Origin of the sequence: Pseudomonas frederiksbergensis (assembly GCF_900105495.1) — a bacterium.
Classification (GTDB): domain Bacteria; phylum Pseudomonadota; class Gammaproteobacteria; order Pseudomonadales; family Pseudomonadaceae; genus Aquipseudomonas; species Aquipseudomonas frederiksbergensis.
On the sequence record NZ_FNTF01000002.1, the window covers coordinates 1,188,804 to 1,209,433 of the forward strand.

Here is a 20,630-nt window from a genome sequence, read left to right on the forward strand (position 1 = left end):
ATGCCTCAGAAAGTTCGAGTCCGGGTGAGCAGCATGTGGTGGAGCAACGGCAAGTCGCGAGTTACCGAAGGCGCACGGGCGCTGGCCTCACCCATGATCATGTCCCTGGAGCCGCGCATGCTGTTCGACGGCGCGGTGGCGGCCACGGTGGCCGATACCGCTCAGGCAGACAGCCAAAGCACGGCTGATGCCGCCAAGGCACCAACGACCGATCAACCGGCTGCCAGCCAGGACACCCACGACCAGACCGATGCCACACCTGCACCCGTGGCCGTTGCCGTGCCGGGCCAGACCGTGGTGTTCGTCGATTCGCGGGTCAAGGACGCTGGCAGTCTTCTTCAGGGTATCGCTCCCGGTACCCAGGTGGTTCAGCTGGATGCCAGCCAGGATGGCCTGCAGCAAATCGCCGATTATCTGGACGGCCATCAGGGCATCAGTTCGGTACAGATCATTGCCCATGGCAACGCGGGCGATCTGTGGCTGGGCAATAGCTACTTGTCTGCCGACAACGTCGCGGCCCGCAGCGCGGTACTGACGGAAATCGGCAAGGACATGAACGTTGGCGGCGACATCCTGATCTACGGCTGCTACACCGCCGAAGGTGAGCGCGGCTTGAGTTTTGTCGACTCGCTGGCGCAACTGACCGGCCGTGATGTGGCCGCCTCCAGCGATCGCACCGGGCTCGCTGGCGACTGGGATCTGGAAATTGCCACGGGCACCATCGAAAGCGCCAACGTCCTCTCGGCCACGGCCATGAGCGACTATCAATGGGGCCTGGCGACCTGGACGGCCACCAACAATGCCAACACCGGTGTCGGTTCGTTGCGTGCGGCGATCGCCTCGGCGCAGAACGGCGATATCGTTACCTTCAACGGCAACATGACGGTACAGCTGACGTCCGAGCTGCTGATCAACAAGAACATCACCGTTGATGGCGACTTGAACAACGACGGTGCGGCTGACGTGATTCTCGATGGTCAGTACCGGACCCGAGTGATTGAAGTGTCGTCTGGCAGCATCGTGACGCTCGATGGCCTGGTGATCACCCGCGGCCTGGTGTCGGGCACGGGCGGCAACGGTGGCTACGGTGCCGCGGGCGCGATGGCCGGGGGTGTTTTCAACGCAGGGATTCTGACCCTGAATAACGTCAGCGTAACCTCCAACGGCGCTTCCGGTGGCGGTGGCGGCGGCGGTGTGACGGGCGCTTTTTACGGCGGCGGCGGTGGCGGTGGCGGCGGTTTGGGCGGCCAGGGCGGCGGGCATGGCGGTTCGGCAGGGCCGGGCACCGGCACATTGGGCGGCCAGGCGGGCGGCGGTGGTGTCGGTGGTTACGGCGGCGGTTATGACGCCACCCACATGGGCGGTCGCGGTGGTACCACCACTGGCGGGGCTGGCGGCGTAGGCGTTTCCTATTACAGCAACGGCGGTAACGGTGCGACGGCCACCAATGGCACGATTTCCATTGGCGGCGGTGGTGGCGGGGCCGGTTGGGACAAGGTCGGTGGCGCTGGCGGCAACGCGGTGGGCGGGATCTACAACGCCAGCAGCGGCACCCTCACCATCGTCGGCACCTCGACCATCAGCAACAACATCGGTGCTGGTGGCGGTGGCGGCGGTGGTGGTGGCCAAGGCAGTAATGCCAGCAATGGCGGCATTGGTGGCCGGGGCGTCGGTGCGATCTGGAACAAAGGCACACTGCTGATGACGGCCGCCAACTTCGCCGCCCTGGCCGGTAATGCCGCGGCCAGTGGCGCAGGCGGTACCGCGCAGGGCGGTGGCAGCACCGGCACCTCACCAACCGCCGTCGCGACAATCTATAACGACGGCGGCCTACTCAACACCGCGTATTCGCCGCCACCGACCGCGACCATTGTGGTTGCTGACACCACGCTGAGCATCGGCGAAACGTCCCTGGTGACCATTACCTTCTCCGAGGTGGTGCTCGGTTTCACCAATGCGGACCTGACCATCGCCAACGGCACGTTGACAGCGGTAAGCAGCGGCGATGGAGGCCTTACGTGGACCGCAACGTTCACGCCGTCCGCCAGCATTTCCGATACGAGCAATGTCATCACTCTGGACAATACCGGTGTGATCAACATCCTGGGCACCGCTGGCGTCGGCACCACCAATTCCAATAACTACACGGTCGACACCGTACGCCCGACCGCCCTCATCGCGTTTACCGACACGGCCCTCAAGGTCGGCGAAACCTCCTTGGTGACTATCACCTTCAACGAAGCGGTCACCGGTCTCACCAATGCTGACCTGACGATTGCCAACGGCACCCTGACCGCGGTGAGCAGCGGCGATGGCGGGCTCACCTGGACGGGGACCTTCACGCCGAGCGCGAGCATCACCGACACAAGCAACCTGATCACCCTGGACAACACCGGCGTCAGCGACCTGGCGGGCAACGCCGGCAGCGGCACCACCGATTCCAACAACTACGCCATCGACACCGTGCGGCCAACAGCGACCATCGTGGTGACGGACACCGCGCTGAGAATCGGTGAAACCTCACTGGTGACGATCACCTTCAGCGAAGCCGTCAGCGGTTTCAGCAACGCCGACCTCACCATCGCCAACGGCGTGTTGACGGCGGTGAGCAGCAGCGACGGCGGCATCACCTGGACCGCCACGTTCACCCCGAACACGAGCGTCAACGACACGACCAACCTGATCACCCTGAACAACACCGGCATCGCGGATCTGGCGGGCAACACCGGCAGCGGCACCACTGATTCGAACAACTATGCGATCGATACGCTTCGTCCAACCGCAACCATTGTGGTGGCGGACAATGCGCTGAGAATCGGCGAAACCTCGCTGGTGACCATCACCTTCAATGAAGCCGTCAGCGGTTTCACCAACGCCGACCTGACCATCGCCAACGGCACGTTGACTGCGGTGAGCAGCAGCGATGGCGGTATCACCTGGACGGCGACGTTTACCCCGACCGCCAGCATCACCGACACGACCAACCTGATCACCCTGGACAACACCGGCGTGGCGGATCTGGAGGGCAACGCCGGCAGCGGCACTACCGATTCCAACAACTTTGCGGTCGATACGGTGCGCCCGACGGCCACCATCGTGGTGACGGACACGGCGCTGAGAATCGGCGAAACCTCACTGGTGACCATCACCTTCAGTGAGGCGGTCAGCGGTTTCACCAACGCCGACCTGACCATTACCAACGGCACGTTGACCGCGGTGAGCAGCAGCGATGGCGGTATCACCTGGACCGCGACCTTCACGCCGAGCGCGAGCATCAACGACAGCACCAACCTGATCACCTTGAACAACACCGGCATCGCGGATCTGTCGGGCAACACCGGCAGCGGCACTACCGATTCCAACAACTACGCCATCGACACCGTGCGTCCGACCGCCACGATTGTGCTGGCCGATCCCACACTGATCGCGGGCGAAACCTCGCTGGTGACCATCACCTTCAGCGAAGCGGTCAGTGGTTTCACCAACGCCGACCTGACCATCGCCAACGGCACCCTGACCGCCGTGAGCAGCAGCGACGGCGGCATTACCTGGACCGCGACCTTCACACCAACCGTCGGCATAAGTGACCCGAGCAACGTCATCACCCTGAACAATACCGGTGTGGCCGACATTTCCGGCAACACCGGCAGCGGCACCACCAACTCCGGCAACTACACCATCGATACGGTGCTGCCGACCGCCACTATCGTTGTTGCCGACAACGCGCTGAGAATCGGCGAAACCTCACTGGTGACCATCACCTTCAACCAGGCCGTGACCGGTTTCACCAACGCCGATTTGACCCTCGCCAACGGCACGTTGACCGCGGTGAGCAGCAGCGACGGCGGCATCACCTGGACCGCGACTCTCACGCCGAGCGCGAGCATCACCGACACGACCAACCTGATCACCCTCGACAACACCGGCGTGCAGGCTGTCGGCACCGGTAATGTGGGCAGCGGCACCACCGACTCCAACAACTACGCCATCGATACCGTGCGGCCAACGGCAACCATCGGGGTGACGGACACGGCGCTGAGAATCGGCGAAACCTCACTGGTGACGATCACCTTCAGTGAGGCGGTCAGCGGTTTCACCAACGCGGACCTGACCATTACCAACGGCACCTTGAGCGCGGTGAGCAGCAGCGACGGCGGTATCACCTGGACCGCGACCTTCACGCCGAGCGCGAGCATCAACGACACCACCAACCTGATCACCTTGAACAACACCGGCATCGCGGATCTGGCGGGCAACACTGGCAGCGGCACCACCGATTCCAATAACTATGCGATCGACACGGTTCGCCCTACGGCGACCATCGTTCTGGCTGACCCGACCCTGAGTGCCGGGGAAACCTCCCTGGTGACCATCACCTTCAGCGAATCGGTCAGCGGGTTCACCAACGCTGACCTGTCCATCGCCAACGGTACATTGACGGCGGTGAGCAGCAGCGACGGCGGCATCACCTGGACCGCGACCTTCACACCAACCGTCGGCATAAGTGACCCGAGCAACGTCATCACCCTGAACAATACCGGTGTGGCCGACATTTCCGGCAACACCGGCAGCGGCACCACCAACTCCGGCAACTACACCATCGACACGGTGCTGCCGACCGCCACCATCGTCGTGGCCGACAATGCGCTGAGCGTCGGTGAAACGTCGCTGGTCACCATCACGTTCAGCGAAGCCGTCAGCGGTTTCAGCAACGCCGACCTGACCATCGCCAATGGCACGTTGACCGCGGTGAGCAGCAGCGATGGCGGCATCACCTGGACCGCGACGTTCACGCCGACGGCCAGCATTACCGACGCGACCAACCTGATCAGCCTGAACAACAGCGGTGTACAAAATGCCTCGGGCAACGCAGGCAGCGGCACCACCGATTCCAACAACTACGCCATCGACACCGTGCGGCCAACCGCGACCATCGTCGTGGCGGATACCGCATTGGCGCTGGGTCAAACCACGGTGGTCACCATCACCTTCTCCGAGGCGGTGACCGGTTTCACCACCGCCGACCTCACGGCCGCCAACGGCACCCTGAGCGGCCTGAGCACCAGCGATAACATCACCTACACCGCGACCTTCACCCCGACGGCGAGCATCAACGATGCAACCAATATCATCACGCTGAACAACACCGGCATTGTGGACGGAGCCGGCAACACTGGCGCGGGCACCACCGATTCCAACAACTACGCGATCGACAGTCTGCGTCCGACCGCCACGATTGTGTTGGCCGATACGACACTGGCAGCGGGCGAAACCTCGCTGGTGACCATCACCTTCAGCGAAGCGGTCAGCGGTTTCGCCAACGCCGACCTGACCATCGCCAACGGCACCCTGACGGCGGTGAGCAGCAGCGACGGCGGCATCACCTGGACTGCGACCTTCACGCCAACCGTCGGCGTGAGTGACCCGAGCAACGTCATCACCCTGAACAATACCGGTGTGACCGACATCGCCGGCAACACCGGCAGCGGCACCACCAGTTCCGGCAACTACACCATCGATACGGTCCTGCCGACCGCCACTATCGTGCTCGCCGATAACGCGCTGAAAATCGGCGAAACATCGCTGGTGACCATTACGTTCTCGGAAGCGGTGAGCGGTTTCAGCAATGCCGACCTGACGATTGCCAACGGCACGTTGACGGCGGTGAGTAGCAGCGATGGCGGCGTCACCTGGACGGCAACATTCACCCCGACCGGCGCGATCACCGACACCAGCAATCTGATCACCCTGGACAACACGGGCGTGCAAAACGTCTCGGGCAACACCGGCAGCGGCACGACCGACTCCAACAATTACGCCATCGACACCCTGCGCCCGACGGCCACTATCGTGGTCGCAGATGCAGCGCTGGCGGTGGGGCAAACCTCGGTGGTGACCATCACCTTCTCCGAGGCGGTAACCGGTTTTACTACAGCCGACCTGACGGTGAGCAACGGTACCCTGAGCAATCTGAGCACCAGCGATAACATCACCTGGACCGCCACCCTGACGCCGACCGCGAGCGTCACCGATTCGACCAACCTGATTACCCTGGACAACACCGGAGTGATCGATGGGGCGGGTAACACCGGCAGCGGCACAACGGACTCCAACAATTACGCCATCGACAGCCAGCGCCCGACCGCGGCCATTGTGTTGAGCGATACAACCCTGAAACCGGGAGAAACTGCGCTGGTGACCATCACCTTCAGCGAAGCGGTGAGCGGTTTCGACAACAGCGATTTGAGCGTCGCCAACGGCACGTTGAGCAATGTCAGCAGCAGCGACGGCGGCATCACCTGGACCGCAACGTTCACGCCTGCCATCGGCGTGACCGACACCAGCAACCTCATCACCCTGAACAATACCGGCGTCACGGACCAGGCCGGCAACGCGGGCTCGGGCACGACCAACTCCGCCAACTATGTGGTGGAAACCCAGGTGCCGACCGCCACCATCGTGGTGGCCGACAACGCCCTCAAGGCGGGTGAAACCTCGGGGGTGACCATCACCTTCAGCGAAGCGGTCAGCGGTTTCACCAACGCGGACCTGAGCATTGCCAACGGCACGCTGAGCAACGTGTCGTCCAGCGATGGCGGTGTTACCTGGACCGCGACGTTCACGCCGACCGTCGATGTGACGGACACCACCAACCTGATCAGCCTCGACAACAGCGGTGTAATCAACGCGTCGGGCAACAGTGGCGTGGGCGTGCCCGATTCCAACAACTACGCCATCGACACGGCGCGGCCGACGGCGACCATCGTGGTGGCGGATAACCGCTTGGGCATCGGCGAGACGACCACGGTCACCATCACCTTCACCGAGACTGTTTCAGGTTTCGACCTGTCGGACCTCAGCGTCGCCAATGGCACCTTGTCCAACCTGCTCAGCAGCGATGGCGGCAAGACCTGGACCGCCACCCTGACCCCGACCGCCAGCATCAGCGACACCACCAACCTGATCCTGCTCGACAGCAGCCTTGTGGCAGACGCCGCGGGCAACGCCGGTGCCGGGATCGCGATCTCCAACAACTACGCGCTCGATGCCACCCGGCCGACGGCAACCATCGTGGTCGCCAACCCGAACCTGGGCGTCGGTCAAACCACGCTGGTGACCATCACCTTCAGCGAAGTGGTGAGCGATTTCGACCTGTCGGACCTCAGCGTCACCAACGGCGAGCTCACCAACCTGGCCAGCAGCGACGGCGGCAAGACCTGGACCGCGACCTTCACGCCGACGGCGAGCATCACTGACCCGAGCAACTTCATTGCGCTGGACAGCAGCAACGTCAGCGACGGTTCGGGCAATACCGGCACGGGTGTGGCGGTGTCCAACAACTACACCATCGACACCGTGCCGGTGCAGACGCCTGCCGTGGTCGTGACGCCTGACCCGCTGGCCCGGATCCCACCGCCGGTCACCGTTGCCGATCAGCCCAACGTGCCACTGCAACCGATCATTTTCACGCCCCCGACCGGCGATCTCGGCTCACCGCTGACCTTTACCCCGTTGTTCGAAAGCCGCGTGATCGGCAATGGCATCCGGCCGCTGGGCGACATCTTCATGAACCACGGTGCGCTGGCCCCCAGCTTCATCGCCCAGGTGTTCAGCAGCAGTGACAGCGGTGGCGATGGCTCGGGCAACGGCTTCCTCGGCTTCGGCGGTGGCGATGGCGGGGTGTTCGGCACCAGCACGCTGTCGAGCCTGTTCAATCAGGACGCCGGCAGCGAACGAGACTCGCTGAACTCATTCGGCAGCCAGTCGATCAAGGCCGGGGATGTTTCACAGGGGCTGCGCGGCGTGTTTGGTGCGCCGAGTCTCGTCCAGCAATTGCAACAGCTCAAAGACACCGAGCAACGGCAGGTCGACAGCCTGGCCGCGGCTTTGCGACAGGTCGGCGTCAGCGAAATGCAGGCCTGAAAAAACACCTAAAAACAATGCTGTGTCCAGGGGCAGTCAAGGATGAATAGAAGTTCTAAGTTGTTTGGTGCCAGCCTGCTGGCGCTTGCAGTCAGCGGATGTGCAGTCACCAGTGAACCGATCGAACGCAGCGTCAGCCAACAGCGCGCCAGGAGCGACCTGCAAAACATGTACAAGGATCAGGAGCCCCTCAGCGGTCCGCTGACCCTGCATCAAGCCATGGCCCGCGCAGTGAAGTACAACCTCGAAGGCCGGCTCAAAATCATGGAAGAGGCCCTGGCCAAGCGCCAACTCGACCTCGCCAGTTTCGACATGCTGCCGCGCATGGCGCTGGACGCCGGGTACGTCGGCCGCAACAACGTCAACGCCTCCAGCAGCCAGAGCGTACGGACCGGCACCCAGTCTCTGGAGCCATCGACCTCGCAAGACCGCGACCGTGAAGTCGCCGACCTGACCATGGTCTGGAACGTGCTCGATTTTGGCGTCAGCTACATCAGCGCCAAGCAACAGGGCGACCAGCGACTGATCGTTCAGGAGCGCCGGCGCAAGGTGATCAACACCATCGTTCAGGACGTGCGTTCGGCCTACTGGCGAGCCATGGCCGCCGAGCGCTTGCTCAAGCAGATCGACAGCCTCATGGCCCGGGTCGACACCGCGCGCGGCAACAGCCAAAGCATGAGCCAGCAGCGAATCGGCGATCCGATTCAGGCGCTGGGGTATCAACGCTCGCTGATCGAAGCCACCCGCCAACTGGAAGAACAGCGGCGTGCGCTGTCGCTGGCGAAAACCGAACTGGCGACCCTGATCAATCTGCCGCTGGGCACCGACCTGACCCTGGCGACCCAGGACGACTATGTCATTCCGGAGTTGAAAGTCGACCTCGCCAGCCTGGAACAGGAAGCCCTGACCAGTCGTCCCGAGCTGCGTGAGCAGGATTACCAAAGCCGCATCAGCGCGGCGGAAACCCGCAAAGCCATGTTGCGGCTGCTGCCGGGGCTGGAGTTCTCGGCGGGCGGGCATTACGACAGCAACTCGTTCCTGGTGGAGCAGGGCTGGGCCGACTACGGCGTGAAAGTGACGTGGAACCTGTTCAACGTGATCTCCGCTCCGGCGGCGATCAACGTCGCCAAGGCCGGCGAAGAAGTCGCTGCGGCGCGCCGCCAGGCCATGTCGATTGCGGTGCTGGCGCAGCTTTATGTGGCCAACGCCAACTACCGCGAGGCGTTGCGGCAGTTCAAGACCAATCAGCAACTGTCGGACATCGACGGGCAGATCGTTGGCCAGCTGCGCAACCGTTATCAGGCGGCCGGGCTGGGTGAACTGGACTTGATCCAGGGCGAATTGAACACTTTGCAGGCCGATTTGCGTCGCGACCTGTCGTACGCCGATCTGCGTAACGCTTACGGCCAGATCTTTGCCAGTGCGGGGCTCGATCCGCTGCCGGATCAGGTGCAATCCACCCAAGTGCAATCCATTGCCACCGCGCTGGCCAACCGCGAAGCGGCGTGGGCGGACGGGAACATCACGACACCGGTGGCCCATGCCCCGGTCCAATAATCTGCTGGCGCCGACGGCGAGCATCAGCCGCGCACAACGGGAGGCGCGCAACGGCCATCGCGGCACGGCGATTTTACTCACCGGTTTGCCAGCGGCAGGTAAATCGACCTTGGCCCAGGCGCTGCACGCCGAGCTGTTCGGGCGCGGCGTGCAGAGCATCGTGCTCGATGGCGACGGGCTGCGGGTCGGGCTCAATCGGGATCTGGGTTTTACCGACAGTGACCGTCTGCAGAACATCCGCCGCGCCAGCGAAGTCGCGGCGCTGCTGGTGGAGAACGGGCAAATCGTCATCCTGGCGATGATCGCGCCGCTGATGGAGTTACGTGAGGTGTTTGCCCGGCGACTGGGCGAGGATTACCGCGAAGTCTGGTGCAGCGCTTCCCTCACCGTGTGCGAGCAGCGCGACCCGAAAGGGCATTACGCCCGTGCACGACGGGGGGATTTGCCAGGGTTTACCGGCGTGTCTGCGCCGTATGAACCGCCGTTGTCCGCTTCCTTGGTGCTTGATACGGGCGTGCAATCGGTTGAGGCCTGTCTCGATCACTTGCTGACCTGGCTTGGCGGTGAGGTGTTGGGCTAGGTGCCGAGTCATGTATTGACGGCACTGAAGCAATCGCGAGCAGGCTCACTTCCACAGTGGATCTTCGGTGAACACAAGATATGTGTACGACTGAGATTCAATGTAGGAGTGAGCCGGCTCCGGGCGGCGTTCCGACGAAAGCGGTGGTCAATTCACCATAAATCTACCGGCTAAACCTTGACCCGAGCCTGCATGACCTCCGACTCATCCCAATGATCCTGCACTCGCTCTACGAGCAACTGCACGCCATCGGCCATGCGGCTGAGCGCCAGGGCTACGGAGCGCCGTGTCCCGTCCACTTCGTCTGCCAGATTGGCCGCGATGGCGCTGATGGACAGCAGGTCTTCAGCGGCGTTGGCCAGCAGGGTTTCGGTGTTGACCTCGGGGGCGACGGTGAAGAGGTGGCCTTTGCGGTGCCTGGGCGGCTTTTCGGTGGTCGGGGGGAAGTAATGGGCGAAGGCGCGGTCGGCGGCTTCTTTGATTTTTTCGGCTTCGAGTGGATCTTCGGAGGGGGTGCCAGAGTTGTCTGGCGGATTTGGCGATACCTTGAACATATAAAACTCCCTAAACAGTAAGTTGGAACCGCCACCGTTCGTTTGCACGCGAATGGGGTGGCGGCTGAGCGCAGGTGTGCAAGACCGGGACTGTTTAGGACACCCAGCAGATCCGAGGATCTCCTGCGCGCAGCCGCCATAAAACAGCGAGCCTATAAAGGCTCATTGAGATATATGGCAATTGCGACCTAAACAGTTTCGTCGGACTTGCACGTCCGTGTCACCGTTTATTCAGTGACAAAGCCAGACTAGACCCGGCTTCGGACCGGAACAAGTTCACCAACGCCGCTACAACTTGAAGGAAATCTCCGACGCGGTTACCGGACGTTGGCGCCTGTAGGAAAGGTCAGGATTTGGACGACAAATCCGCCATGCCCTTGAGCAACTCGATCGGCAGCGGAAAGACAATCGTCGAACTCTTGTCCCCGGCAATCGAACTCAACGTCTGCATGTACCGCAGCTGCATGGCCCCCGGCTGGCGCCCGAGCATTTCGGCGGCCTGCATGAGTTTTTCCGAGGCCTGCAATTCGCCTTCGGCGTGGATCACCTTGGCCCGGCGTTCCCGTTCGGCTTCGGCCTGTTTGGCGATGGCGCGGATCATCGATTCGTTGAGGTCCACGTGCTTGATCTCGACGTTGGCGACCTTGATGCCCCACGCATCGGTCTGGGCGTCGAGCACTTGCTGGATGTCGATGTTCAACCGCTCACGCTCGGCCAGCAGCTCATCGAGTTCATGTTTACCGAGCACTGCCCGCAACGTGGTCTGGGCCAATTGGCTGGTGGCCATGAGAAAGTCTTCGACCTGAATAATCGCCTTCTGCGGATCGAGGACGCGGAAATACAACACTGCGTTGACCTTGACCGAGACGTTGTCGCGGGTGATCACGTCTTGTGGCGGCACGTCGAGGACCACCGTGCGCAAGTCGACGCGAACCATTTGCTGCACCACCGGAATCAGCAGGATCAAGCCAGGGCCTTTGACCTGCCAGAAGCGCCCGAGCTGGAAGACCACCCCGCGTTCGTATTCGCGCAGGATGCGGAAGGTCGACCCCGCCAATGCAATCAGCAGTAACAGCAGCGCGACAAAACCCAGTTGCAAACCCATGGTTATTCTCCAGCCGGCGCCGCGTCAGCCGCGGCCACTTCCAGCAGTAATCCCTTGCGTGCCACCACCCGGACTTTCTGCCCCGGTTGCAGCGGCGTGGCGCTGAGCACTTGCCACTTTTCTCCTTGCAGGTGCACCCAGCCGTTATAGGCATTGCCGGCCAGCGACATCACTTGTGTCACGCTGCCCACCAGCCCTGCATCGCCACTGACGTTTTCCCGCGGTCGTGTCTTGAGGGCGCGGATCAGCAGGAAAATCAACAGCAGGGCGCTGATCAGTCCCAGGCCGATCATCAACGGAACCGGCACCTCGGTGTTGGTCAGAATCACCGCCCCGATCACGAACATCACAATGCCGCCCAGACCGATCACGCCGTAATTGGGCAGGGCCGCCTCGGCGATCAGAAACGCGATGCCGAACGTGATCAGCCAGATCCCGATGGGATTGGGTACCAGCACGACGACGGTGTCCGCTGCGAAAGCCGATCCGCATAGAGCCCACAGCAGCGCAACCGTAAAACAACGAGTGTTCACGTGACCCTCCGGGAGAGTCATTGATGGTTCTTTATACAGTCTAGCTGAGCGCTCAATTGTACGAATTTTGATCAGTTGTTGACCGTGTTCCGGCGGGCAGATTTCCCGCGCGATGGCGTCAGCGGGCCTAGACTTTTAGTGGTGAGAAAGGTTTAACCATCGTCCGCGAAACGTTGTTGCGGACACCGAGGTGCATCATGCGTATGGCAAGAACAGTGCAGGACAGCCTGGACAAGGCTCAATGCGAATTTGACGTCGTCACCCATCCGCACTCGGCCAGCAGCCTTGAAACGGCGCGGGTCGCAGGCATTCCTGCCGAGCGGGTGGCCAAATCGGTGATCCTTGACGACCACCACGGCCATTACCTGATGGCTGTGCTGCCAGCGAGCCGTCACCTGGACCTGAGCAAAGTACGCGGCAGTGGCGAATGGCAGATCACCCGGGAAAGCACCCTGGCGCATCTGTTCCAGGATTGCGAACGCGGCGCCGTGCCGGCGTTGGGCGAATCCTATGGCCTGGACATGGTCATCGACCCACTGCTGACCCGGCAAAAAGACATCTACCTGGAGGCGGGTAACCACAACAACCTGGTGCACATGAGCGTGCCGGAATTCCTGAAAATGGTGCCGCATGCTGAAGTGTGTGAGTTGAGTCAGTAGTTTTTGCGGCGTCAGTGATGACGCCTTCGCGGGCAAGCCACGCTCCCACAGGGTTCTCGCCGTTCCTGTGGGAGCGTGGCTTGCCCGCGATTGACTGCGCAGCAGTCACCCAATCATTTGCCATGAAAAAGGAGCCCACCATGGAATCCCCAATCCACAGCCTTCCCAACCTGTTCAAACAACTCGGCCTGCCCGACGACGCCGAAAGCATCGACAAATTCATCGCCACCCATTCCCCGCTCAAACCCGAATTGCACCTGGCGGATGCGTTTTTCTGGACTCAGAGCCAGGCGGAATTCCTGCGCGACGACATTCTGGATGACGCCGATTGGGCGGAGGTGGTGGATCAATTGGATGTGCTGCTGAGGAAGGGGCGGGGGGTGTAAAAACGGGTGAGCGGTAAATAATTCGAATGCAAATACAGTTTTAGAGTTTCTTCCAGGTTGCTCATAAAGCATGAATGGACCAGAATCGTGACCTGAATTGAGGTCTTAATTATGCAATATGTTCTGGCCGACCTGGCTGTCAGTGTGTCTGAGTTGAAGAAAAACCCATCTGCGGTTTTCAGCGGCGCCCATGGTGGGCCCGTTGCAGTGCTGAATCACAATCGAGTAATGGGCTACATGGTCCCGGCCGATGTTTTCGAGGCCATGATGGAACGCCTCGATGACCTTGAATTGGCAGAAATCGTTCGCTCGCGCAGGCATGAAACGCCGATCCCGGTAAATCTGGATGACCTATAAGCTCGAATTCCTGCCGTCTGCACGCAAGGAGTGGGACAAACTGGGTCATACATTGCGCGAGCAATTCAAAAAGAAACTGGCAGAGTGACTTGAACTCCCGCGAGTGCCCTCAGATTCACTCCATGGAATGCCTGACTGCTACAAAATCAAGCTGCGGTCATCGGGGTACAGGTTGGTGTATGAGGTTATTGATGAGCGTGTAGTCGTTTCCGTGGTGGCGGTAGGTAAGCGTGAGCGCAGCGCTGTTTATGATCGAGCCAAGAAACGTGGCAGCTGGGAAAGCGGACGAACGCAAGGCCCGAACGAGGGCAAACCCTGAGGCCGTTGCTATGCTTTGACTTGATGAGGTTGCGCGTTGACCTCATCAATCAAGGCTCGTGTTGGTCATGGGGATTCCAATAATGAAAAACCCTTATGCTCCCGGCTTCTGGTGCGCTATAGCGGCATTGGTGTTGCTGTCGGCCACCTATTTCTACGGCATCATGCTGGCTCACCAGATCGACACGGCGCTGGTGTTCCTCGACAGCGCCGCGGCATTGATTGCCGTGATGGCAATCGTGGTGGTGGCCTGGGCGTCGGTCCAGGGTCAGCGCATCAAGAAAAGACAGCTCGAACAAGGCAAGACCCTGGTGCTGATCTGGGACACCAAGGTTGCGCTGCGCCGTGTTGAAACGGTGTTCGATCGGTATTTCTGGGGCAGTTACTGGCAACCGGGCCGTACGTTCCAGGAAGTCATGGGCGAACTGACCGGCACACCGCTGGAAAAAAGCCTCGAAAACCTGAAAAAACAATGCCAGGCGCTGGACAAGCAAGTGGCCGAGGAGGGCTGGCACTGGCTCAATAACGCCCGTGAACTCTCCGATGTCGCCACCGCCATGGCCCGCGAACGCTATCAACTGGACTTCTGCGACCCGCGCTCGGAATCCCCCAGCGGCACGGCGGTGATCAATCGCGACTTCGAAGTGCTGGTCTATACATGGACCGCACGGCTCAAGAGTTTTGATCATCAGCTTGATGAGATTGAAACGCAGTATTCCTGATCGGTGTTGGCAGGACTGGCGCCATCGCGAGCAGGCTCGCTCCCACATGGGTTATGTGTCGATCACGACACCCTGTAGGCGCGAGCCTGCTCGCGATGGCGATTTCATATCCGCCGAAACTCTCAACCCCTGTGTACGGTCCATAGACACTCTTTCACCTTTAATCATTGGGTCGCCCGGTGCGCCTGATGCTAATCTGCACCGCACTTTTACGCAGTCGTGACCGTAACCCGTCAGGGTTCAGGGAAGACGACCACACCTCCAAACAACGGACATTGATCGGGTCATTCATGAATAAATCAGCAGGCGTGCTTCTTGGAATCGTCGTTGCCATCGGCGCAATCAGCGCCGGCGGTGCCTGGTACACCGGCACCAAACTCGAAGGTGTGCTGAACACCTCCATCGCCGACGCCAACAAAGAGCTGCAAGCTGCGCTGGTCGGTTCCAACGGCACGGCGTCGCTGGAGCTGGTGTCGCTGGAGCGCCATGTGTTCAGCAGCACCGCGCATTACCGCCTCAAGGGCGAAGGCGAGATGTTCGGTGAAGCACCGGTGGAGTTGCTGTTCGTCGATCGCATCGAACACGGCCCGCTGCCGTTTTCGCGCCTGGTGTCGCTGAAGTGGCTGCCGGTCCTGGCCACCAGTCACTACGAACTGGAAAGAACTCCGACCACCGAGAAGTGGTTCGTCGCCGCCAAGGACAAATCGCCACTCACGGGCGTGGTCAACATCGGTTACGACAATGCCACCAACGGCACCCTGCAATTGCTGCCGCTGGACGTGGCGCTTGACGACAAGTCCAACCTGAAGTTCTCCGGGCTGAACCTCGATGTCGCCGCCAGCGCTCAAGCGCAGAAGGTCAAGGCCAACGGTTACATGGACAGCCTGACACTGAGCACGGTGGCTGAAGATCAGACGCCGGTGAAGGTCGAACTGCATGGTCTGACCGTGGCCAGCAACCTGACAAAAAGCACCTACGGCTACTACACCGGCGAAAACACCGTCGAGCTGACCGACAGCAAGACCACCTTCGGCGCCAAGCAGTCGGTCTTGGGCTTCAAGAAATTTGAAATGAAAAACCAGACCGAGGAATCCGGCACCAGCGCTTCGGGCCGTGCCGATTACAAGGTCGGTGAGGTGTCCCTGAACGGCAAGGTTGTCGGGTCTGCGCAGATGGCCATGAGCCTGAAGAACCTCGACATCCCGGCAACCATGTCGCTGATGCAGATTTACCAGACCAAACTGCAACCGTACGAGAGGGCCGCCGCCGAGGCCGTGGCTGCGGGTGAACCGGCGCCAGAGCTGGTCCTGACCCCGGCCGAAGAGGCGCAGGTCAAAACCGACCTGGAGAAACTGCTGGCTGCCGGTCCGCAGGTTGCCCTGGAGAACCTGTCGTTCAACACTGCCAATGGCGAAAGCCGCGCCAATCTGGTGCTCAACCTGACCAAGCCACAATCCATGGACCTGCCGCCGGACCAGTTGGCCCAACAACTGATCGCGCTGCTGGACGTCAACGTGAAAGTGTCCAAGCCAATGCTCGTTGACCTGCTGAGCGTGCAGTCGCAAATCGACGGTCAGACCGACGCCAAGCTTATCGCCGACCAGGCCACCGCCACCGCCGACATGTTTGGCAGCATGGCCGTCGGTACGCAGTTGGCAAAACTGGAAGACAACAACATCGTCGCCAAACTGCACTACGCCAATAATCAGGTGGAATTCAACGGCCAGAAGATGACCGTCGAAGAGTTTGTCGGGTTTGTCATGAGCAAATTCGGCGGGAATGTCGCCGTCGAGTAAAACCAGGGCTTACACACCAACGCCCAGCCTCTGCGCAACGCAGACGCCGGGCGTTTTGCTGTCTGGCTTGTGGCGAGGGAGCTTGCTCCGCTGGAGGCCGAAGGACTCCCACATCCCGTTAATTCAAGTCCCGAACCAACCGCCACGCCTCATCCACCGACAACGGCTGTTTCATCCGTTCGGCGAGCAGCGCTATTGCGCGTTCTTCATCGCATGCCACTGCGGCGACCACCAATCCGTCCTTGCCGAACAGGCCGATAAAAGGGGGATGGTCAGGGTCGCCTTTGAACTCGACCTCGTCCCAGGTCGCGGCGTGCCCAAGGTAGTCGTAGTTTTTACCGAAGTGCCAGGTCCAGAAATAGGGCACGTCGAGGTAATGCTCGTCGCCGCCGAGCATGTTCATCGCCGCGATCCGTGCCTGTTGCTGTGCCAGGCGCCAATGTTCGATCCGTTGGGGCTGGCCGTTGAGCGGGAAGGTGGCGATATCGCCGGCGGCCCAAAGCCCATCGGTCACGCGCATCCCGCCGTCGACCTTCAGCGACTGGTCTTTTTCCAGAGGAAGGCCGGTAAATGCAGCGGTTGCCGGGCTGACGCCAATGCCGACCAACACCAGATCCGCCGGTAAACGTTGACCGTTGTCCAGGCGCACCGCTTCGACCCTGGCGGTGCCTTCGATGTGCGTTGCATTGCCATCCGTATGAAACACCACGCCATTGGCTTCGTGCAGGGCACGAATCGCCTTGCCGACGGCCTCGCCAAACTGTTTGGCAAAAGGCACGGCGTGGCGGGCCAGAACGGTGACGTCCAGGCCGAGTTGACGCAAGGAGGACGCGGATTCCATGGCGATGAAACTGTCGCCGATGATCACCGCTCGTTGGCCTGGTTTTGCCGAACCCAGAATCCGCTGCGCCTGATCCTTCGAACGCAGCACGAACACCTGCGGCAGCTCGGCGCCAGGCAGCGTAAGCGGGTTGGGTGTGCCACCGGTGGCGAGCAGGGCCGCGTCGTAGCTCAGGGATTGACCATCAGCCAGGCGCAACGTTTTGTTCGCCGCGTCCAGGCTCGCCACTTCGGCGTTTATTCGTTCAATACGCTGTTCGCGGTAAAAGTCTTCATCACGCAACGGCGGGACTTCTTCTGGCGGCATCTGCCCGGCAATCACGAATTTGCTCAAGACCGTGCGGTCGTAACCGGCGCCGGTTTCACGGTCGATCAACAGCACCCGGCCACCGAAGCCCTTTTCGCGCAACGCCGCCGCGCACGCCGTGCCTGCGGCGCCGGCACCGATGATCACAAACGTTCGCTCGTCGTCCGCCGGAGGGGTATGAGCGTCGGACATGGGTTGATCGTCGACCCAGACCTCGTCATCGAGTATTTCCAGCCGATAGCGCTTGAGGCTGTCCAGAGACGGCGGTTCGCACAGCGCACCGTCCTCGATCCGATACGCAGCCTTGTGCCACGGGCAGATCAACCGTCCGTGGCACAGAGCGCCTTCGGCCAGCGGTGCCCCGGCATGGGGGCATTCGCCCTGAAAGGCGCGCAGATGATCGCCCACCCGCAGCAGGACAATTTTCGTGTCCGCGCTCTGGACTTCAAGGCCCCGGTTTTCGGGCACATCGGCGAAACGGGCGACGCGGTGCAGTGCCATGATCGCTCTCCAGGCAAGCGTTTCACTTAAGAGTTTGGCGCTTATCTTGAGGTTCAGCCAATTGCCGCTGCCACCGAATGAACGGTCCGGCTATAGTTTGCCCGCCGACGACGGCCCCACCCGCACAAGGTGCTCCGGTATGACCCGTTTGACCTCTCTGAACCCTTGGCTGGCGGCCATTGCAGTCGCCCTTTGCGTGCAGTTTCCGGCGCAGGCCCAGGAACGTTTTACCCTGAACATCCCAGGTGTTTCCGATGACCGACTGTTCACGGTCGCCGCCGCCAGCGATGCCCCGGGTTGTGGCGGGCACAACGCGTCACCGGCACTGAATTGGAACGCCGGGCCGGCGGGCACGTTGAGTTATGCCATCGTCATGCACGATCCTGACGGCCAAAAAGGCCAAGGCGTCGATCACTGGGTGCATTACGGTATCAAAGCCACGACTCATCAGATTGCCGCTGGTGTTGGCGCAAAATCCGCCCTTGAAGGCGTCGGTGGCACCAACAGCAAAGGCACCACCGGTTATGTCGGCCCTTGCCCGCCGGTCGGCGACAGCGCGCACCACTACATCATCCAGCTCTATGCACTGGACCTGGCGCCGCAAGCCCTGCCCGCCGGCCTGACGCGCGCGCAGCTACTGGAAAAAATCAAAGGCCATGTGCTGAAAAACAGCAGTGTGGTGCGGCGTTATCACCGCTGAAATTAATTTTCGGCCGGTTTAACCCGAACCTGAAGAGGGGCTCGTCTCAGAGGATGAATGGATCAATTTCCACCTGAGGTCAGCCCCCATGTCCCTCCCTCTGCATTTCCTCCGACCCGCCGCCCAGGGTTTCGCCGCCGGGTTGCTGCTGGCCATCGCCGGTTGCGGCGTTTCATCCAAGCCTGATTCCGCCTCGGCTGCGCCGCCGGCTAAGGGCGCGCTATCGGCTGAAACACTGGTGCGCAGCGAGGCTGTCATGGCCGACACCTCGATGGCCAAACGCAGCGTTCGCCCGGCACCAAGCTATGCGCCGCTGCCCGCGAGCGAGGCGTATCCGCAGGGCTATCAGGATGAGCAGCGGGAGCAGTATCGAGCGCTGGCGGATAACCCGATTCACAGCGTGGCCGAAGCGCCCGTCTCGACCTTCAGCGCCGACGTCGACACCGGTGCTTACGCCAACGTCCGCCGCTTGCTCAATCAAGGGCGCCTGCCACCGGAGGGTGCGGTGCGACTGGAGGAGATGGTCAATTACTTTCCCTACGATTACGCATTGCCCACCGATGGCTCGCCCTTCGGCGTGACCACAGAGCTGGCGCCGTCACCGTGGAACCCGCATACCCGATTGCTGCGCATCGGCATCAAGGCCTCGGACCGTGCAGTTGCGCAACTGGCCCCGGCGAACCTGGTGTTTCTGGTGGACGTGTCCGGCTCGATGGACCGACGCGAGGGTTTACCGCTGGTCAAAAGCACCCTGAAATTGCTGGTCGATCAATTGCGCGAGCAGGACCGGGTTTCATTGGTCGTCTATGCCGGCGATTCGCGTGTAGTGCTGGAGCCAACGTCTGGACGCGAAAAAGCGAAAATTCGTACAGCCATCGAGCAATTAACCGCGGGTGGATCAACTGCCGGGGCGTCAGGCATCGAACTGGCCTATCAGATGGCGCAGCAGGCGTTTATTCCCAAGGGCATCAACCGCATCCTGCTGGCCACTGACGGTGACTTTAACGTCGGCATCAGCGACTTCGACAGCCTCAAGCAAATGGCTGTGGATAAACGCAAGACCGGCGTTTCCCTGACCACATTGGGTTTTGGTGTGGATAACTACAATGAACACCTGATGGAGCAGTTGGCCGATGCCGGCGACGGTAACTATGCCTACATCGACAACCTGCGCGAGGCACGCAAGGTGCTGGTGGATCAACTCGGCTCGACCCTCGCGGTCGTGGCGAAAAACGTGAAGCTGCAGTGGAGTTCAACCCGGCGCAGGTCAGTGAATATCGGCTGTTGGGGTATGAGAATCGCGCATTGAAGCGTGAGGATTTCAGCAACGACAAGGTCGATGCCGGTGAAATCGGCGCAGGACATACGGTGACCGCGTTGTATGAAATTGTGCCCAAGGGCGAGAAGGGCTGGCTGGAGCCGCTACGGTATGGCAATCCTGGGGCCGCTGTTTCCGAAAAGACTGGGGAATTGGCGATGTTGCGCGTGCGATATCAGTTGCCCGAAGGTGGGAACAGTCGCTTGATCGAGCGGCCGATCACTGACAGTACTGCGCCAGCCAGTGAAGACCTGCGATTTGCCGCGGCCGTGGCGGCGTTTTCCCAGCAGCTCAAGGACGGGCGTTATACCGGTGATTTCAGCCTGAAGGACACCGAGGCTTTGGCGCGTGGTGCGCGGGGCGAGGATCGATTCGGTCTGCGCGCTGAGTTCGTGCAATTGGTGGAGTTGGCGCAAAGTCTGCGAACCACGAGCGCATCGAACAGTGAGCCGCTTAAAGGAGGCTACAACTGAA

The 20,630-nt window shown here is 61.2% G+C and carries 13 protein-coding genes and 2 pseudogenes; 11 read left to right on the top strand and 4 right to left on the bottom strand.

Going from position 1 to position 20,630, the window contains the following annotated elements; translation table 11 throughout:
- The first annotated feature begins 33 nt into the window (after positions 1–33).
- The 3 genes from BLW70_RS06035 to cysC are packed head-to-tail and all read left to right on the top strand — an operon-like array spanning position 34 to position 10,060.
- Entirely contained in the window at positions 34–7,923 is a 7,890-nt protein-coding gene (locus tag BLW70_RS06035; protein WP_235864986.1) for an Ig-like domain-containing protein, read from the top strand.
- 42 nt (positions 7,924–7,965) lie between these two features.
- Positions 7,966–9,480 (top strand): TolC family protein, encoded by a 1,515-nt coding sequence (locus BLW70_RS06040; protein WP_074872442.1) that lies wholly within the window; start codon positions 7,966–7,968, stop codon positions 9,478–9,480.
- On the top strand, positions 9,464–10,060 hold the full coding sequence (cysC, locus tag BLW70_RS06045) for an adenylyl-sulfate kinase (RefSeq protein ID WP_074872444.1): 597 nt from the start codon (positions 9,464–9,466) through the stop codon (positions 10,058–10,060). The genes BLW70_RS06040 and cysC overlap by 17 nt, the downstream gene beginning before the upstream one ends.
- 170 nt (positions 10,061–10,230) lie before the next feature.
- Here cysC and BLW70_RS06050 read toward each other — a convergent pair whose 3' ends face one another.
- From BLW70_RS06050 to BLW70_RS06060, 3 genes are all read right to left on the bottom strand, one after another.
- Entirely contained in the window at positions 10,231–10,614 is a 384-nt protein-coding gene (locus BLW70_RS06050; RefSeq protein WP_074872446.1) for a DUF6124 family protein, read from the bottom strand.
- A gap of 346 nt (positions 10,615–10,960) precedes the next feature.
- Positions 10,961–11,719 carry a slipin family protein gene (locus tag BLW70_RS06055; RefSeq protein ID WP_074872448.1) on the bottom strand — a complete coding sequence of 253 codons (759 nt, stop codon included), beginning with the start codon at positions 11,717–11,719 and terminating at the stop codon, positions 10,961–10,963.
- A gap of 2 nt (positions 11,720–11,721) precedes the next feature.
- Positions 11,722–12,252 carry an NfeD family protein gene (locus tag BLW70_RS06060; protein WP_074880437.1) on the bottom strand — a complete coding sequence of 177 codons (531 nt, stop codon included), beginning with the start codon at positions 12,250–12,252 and terminating at the stop codon, positions 11,722–11,724.
- Positions 12,253–12,449: 197 nt separating this feature from the next.
- On the opposite strand from BLW70_RS06060, the gene BLW70_RS06065 reads away from it, so the two are divergent.
- The 6 genes and pseudogenes from BLW70_RS06065 to BLW70_RS06090 all read left to right on the top strand — a co-directional run bounded on the left by BLW70_RS06065 (position 12,450) and on the right by BLW70_RS06090 (position 16,490).
- A complete protein-coding gene (locus BLW70_RS06065; protein ID WP_008148137.1) occupies positions 12,450–12,911 on the top strand; it encodes an aminoacyl-tRNA deacylase in 462 nt (153 codons plus the stop codon).
- Between the two features lie 140 nt (positions 12,912–13,051).
- Positions 13,052–13,297, top strand: coding sequence for a DUF2789 domain-containing protein (locus BLW70_RS06070; protein WP_074872451.1), 246 nt, complete (start codon positions 13,052–13,054; stop codon positions 13,295–13,297).
- A gap of 111 nt (positions 13,298–13,408) precedes the next feature.
- Positions 13,409–13,654 (top strand): type II toxin-antitoxin system Phd/YefM family antitoxin, encoded by a 246-nt coding sequence (locus BLW70_RS06075; RefSeq protein WP_074872453.1) that lies wholly within the window; start codon positions 13,409–13,411, stop codon positions 13,652–13,654.
- Positions 13,644–13,973 (top strand): annotated as a pseudogene (locus tag BLW70_RS06080) (type II toxin-antitoxin system RelE family toxin). Before BLW70_RS06075 ends, BLW70_RS06080 begins: the two are co-directional and overlap by 11 nt.
- A gap of 82 nt (positions 13,974–14,055) precedes the next feature.
- Entirely contained in the window at positions 14,056–14,694 is a 639-nt protein-coding gene (locus BLW70_RS06085) for an NADH:ubiquinone oxidoreductase subunit N (protein WP_074872455.1), read from the top strand.
- A gap of 290 nt (positions 14,695–14,984) precedes the next feature.
- Positions 14,985–16,490 carry a YdgA family protein gene (locus BLW70_RS06090; RefSeq protein WP_074872457.1) on the top strand — a complete coding sequence of 502 codons (1,506 nt, stop codon included), beginning with the start codon at positions 14,985–14,987 and terminating at the stop codon, positions 16,488–16,490.
- 118 nt (positions 16,491–16,608) lie between these two features.
- Here BLW70_RS06090 and BLW70_RS06095 read toward each other — a convergent pair whose 3' ends face one another.
- Positions 16,609–18,138: an FAD-dependent oxidoreductase gene (locus BLW70_RS06095; RefSeq protein ID WP_074872460.1), complete on the bottom strand. Its 1,530-nt coding sequence runs from the start codon at positions 18,136–18,138 to the stop codon at positions 16,609–16,611.
- Between the two features lie 139 nt (positions 18,139–18,277).
- Here BLW70_RS06095 and BLW70_RS06100 point away from each other — a divergent pair, with 139 nt between their 5' ends.
- Together BLW70_RS06100 and BLW70_RS06105 are read left to right on the top strand one after the other, a co-directional pair.
- The gene (locus BLW70_RS06100; RefSeq protein WP_074872461.1) at positions 18,278–18,838 is read left to right on the top strand and encodes a YbhB/YbcL family Raf kinase inhibitor-like protein; all 561 of its coding nucleotides are present in this window, start codon (positions 18,278–18,280) and stop codon (positions 18,836–18,838) included.
- 88 nt (positions 18,839–18,926) lie between these two features.
- Positions 18,927–20,629: pseudogene (locus BLW70_RS06105) on the top strand (vWA domain-containing protein).
- Position 20,630: the final 1 nt, after the last annotated feature.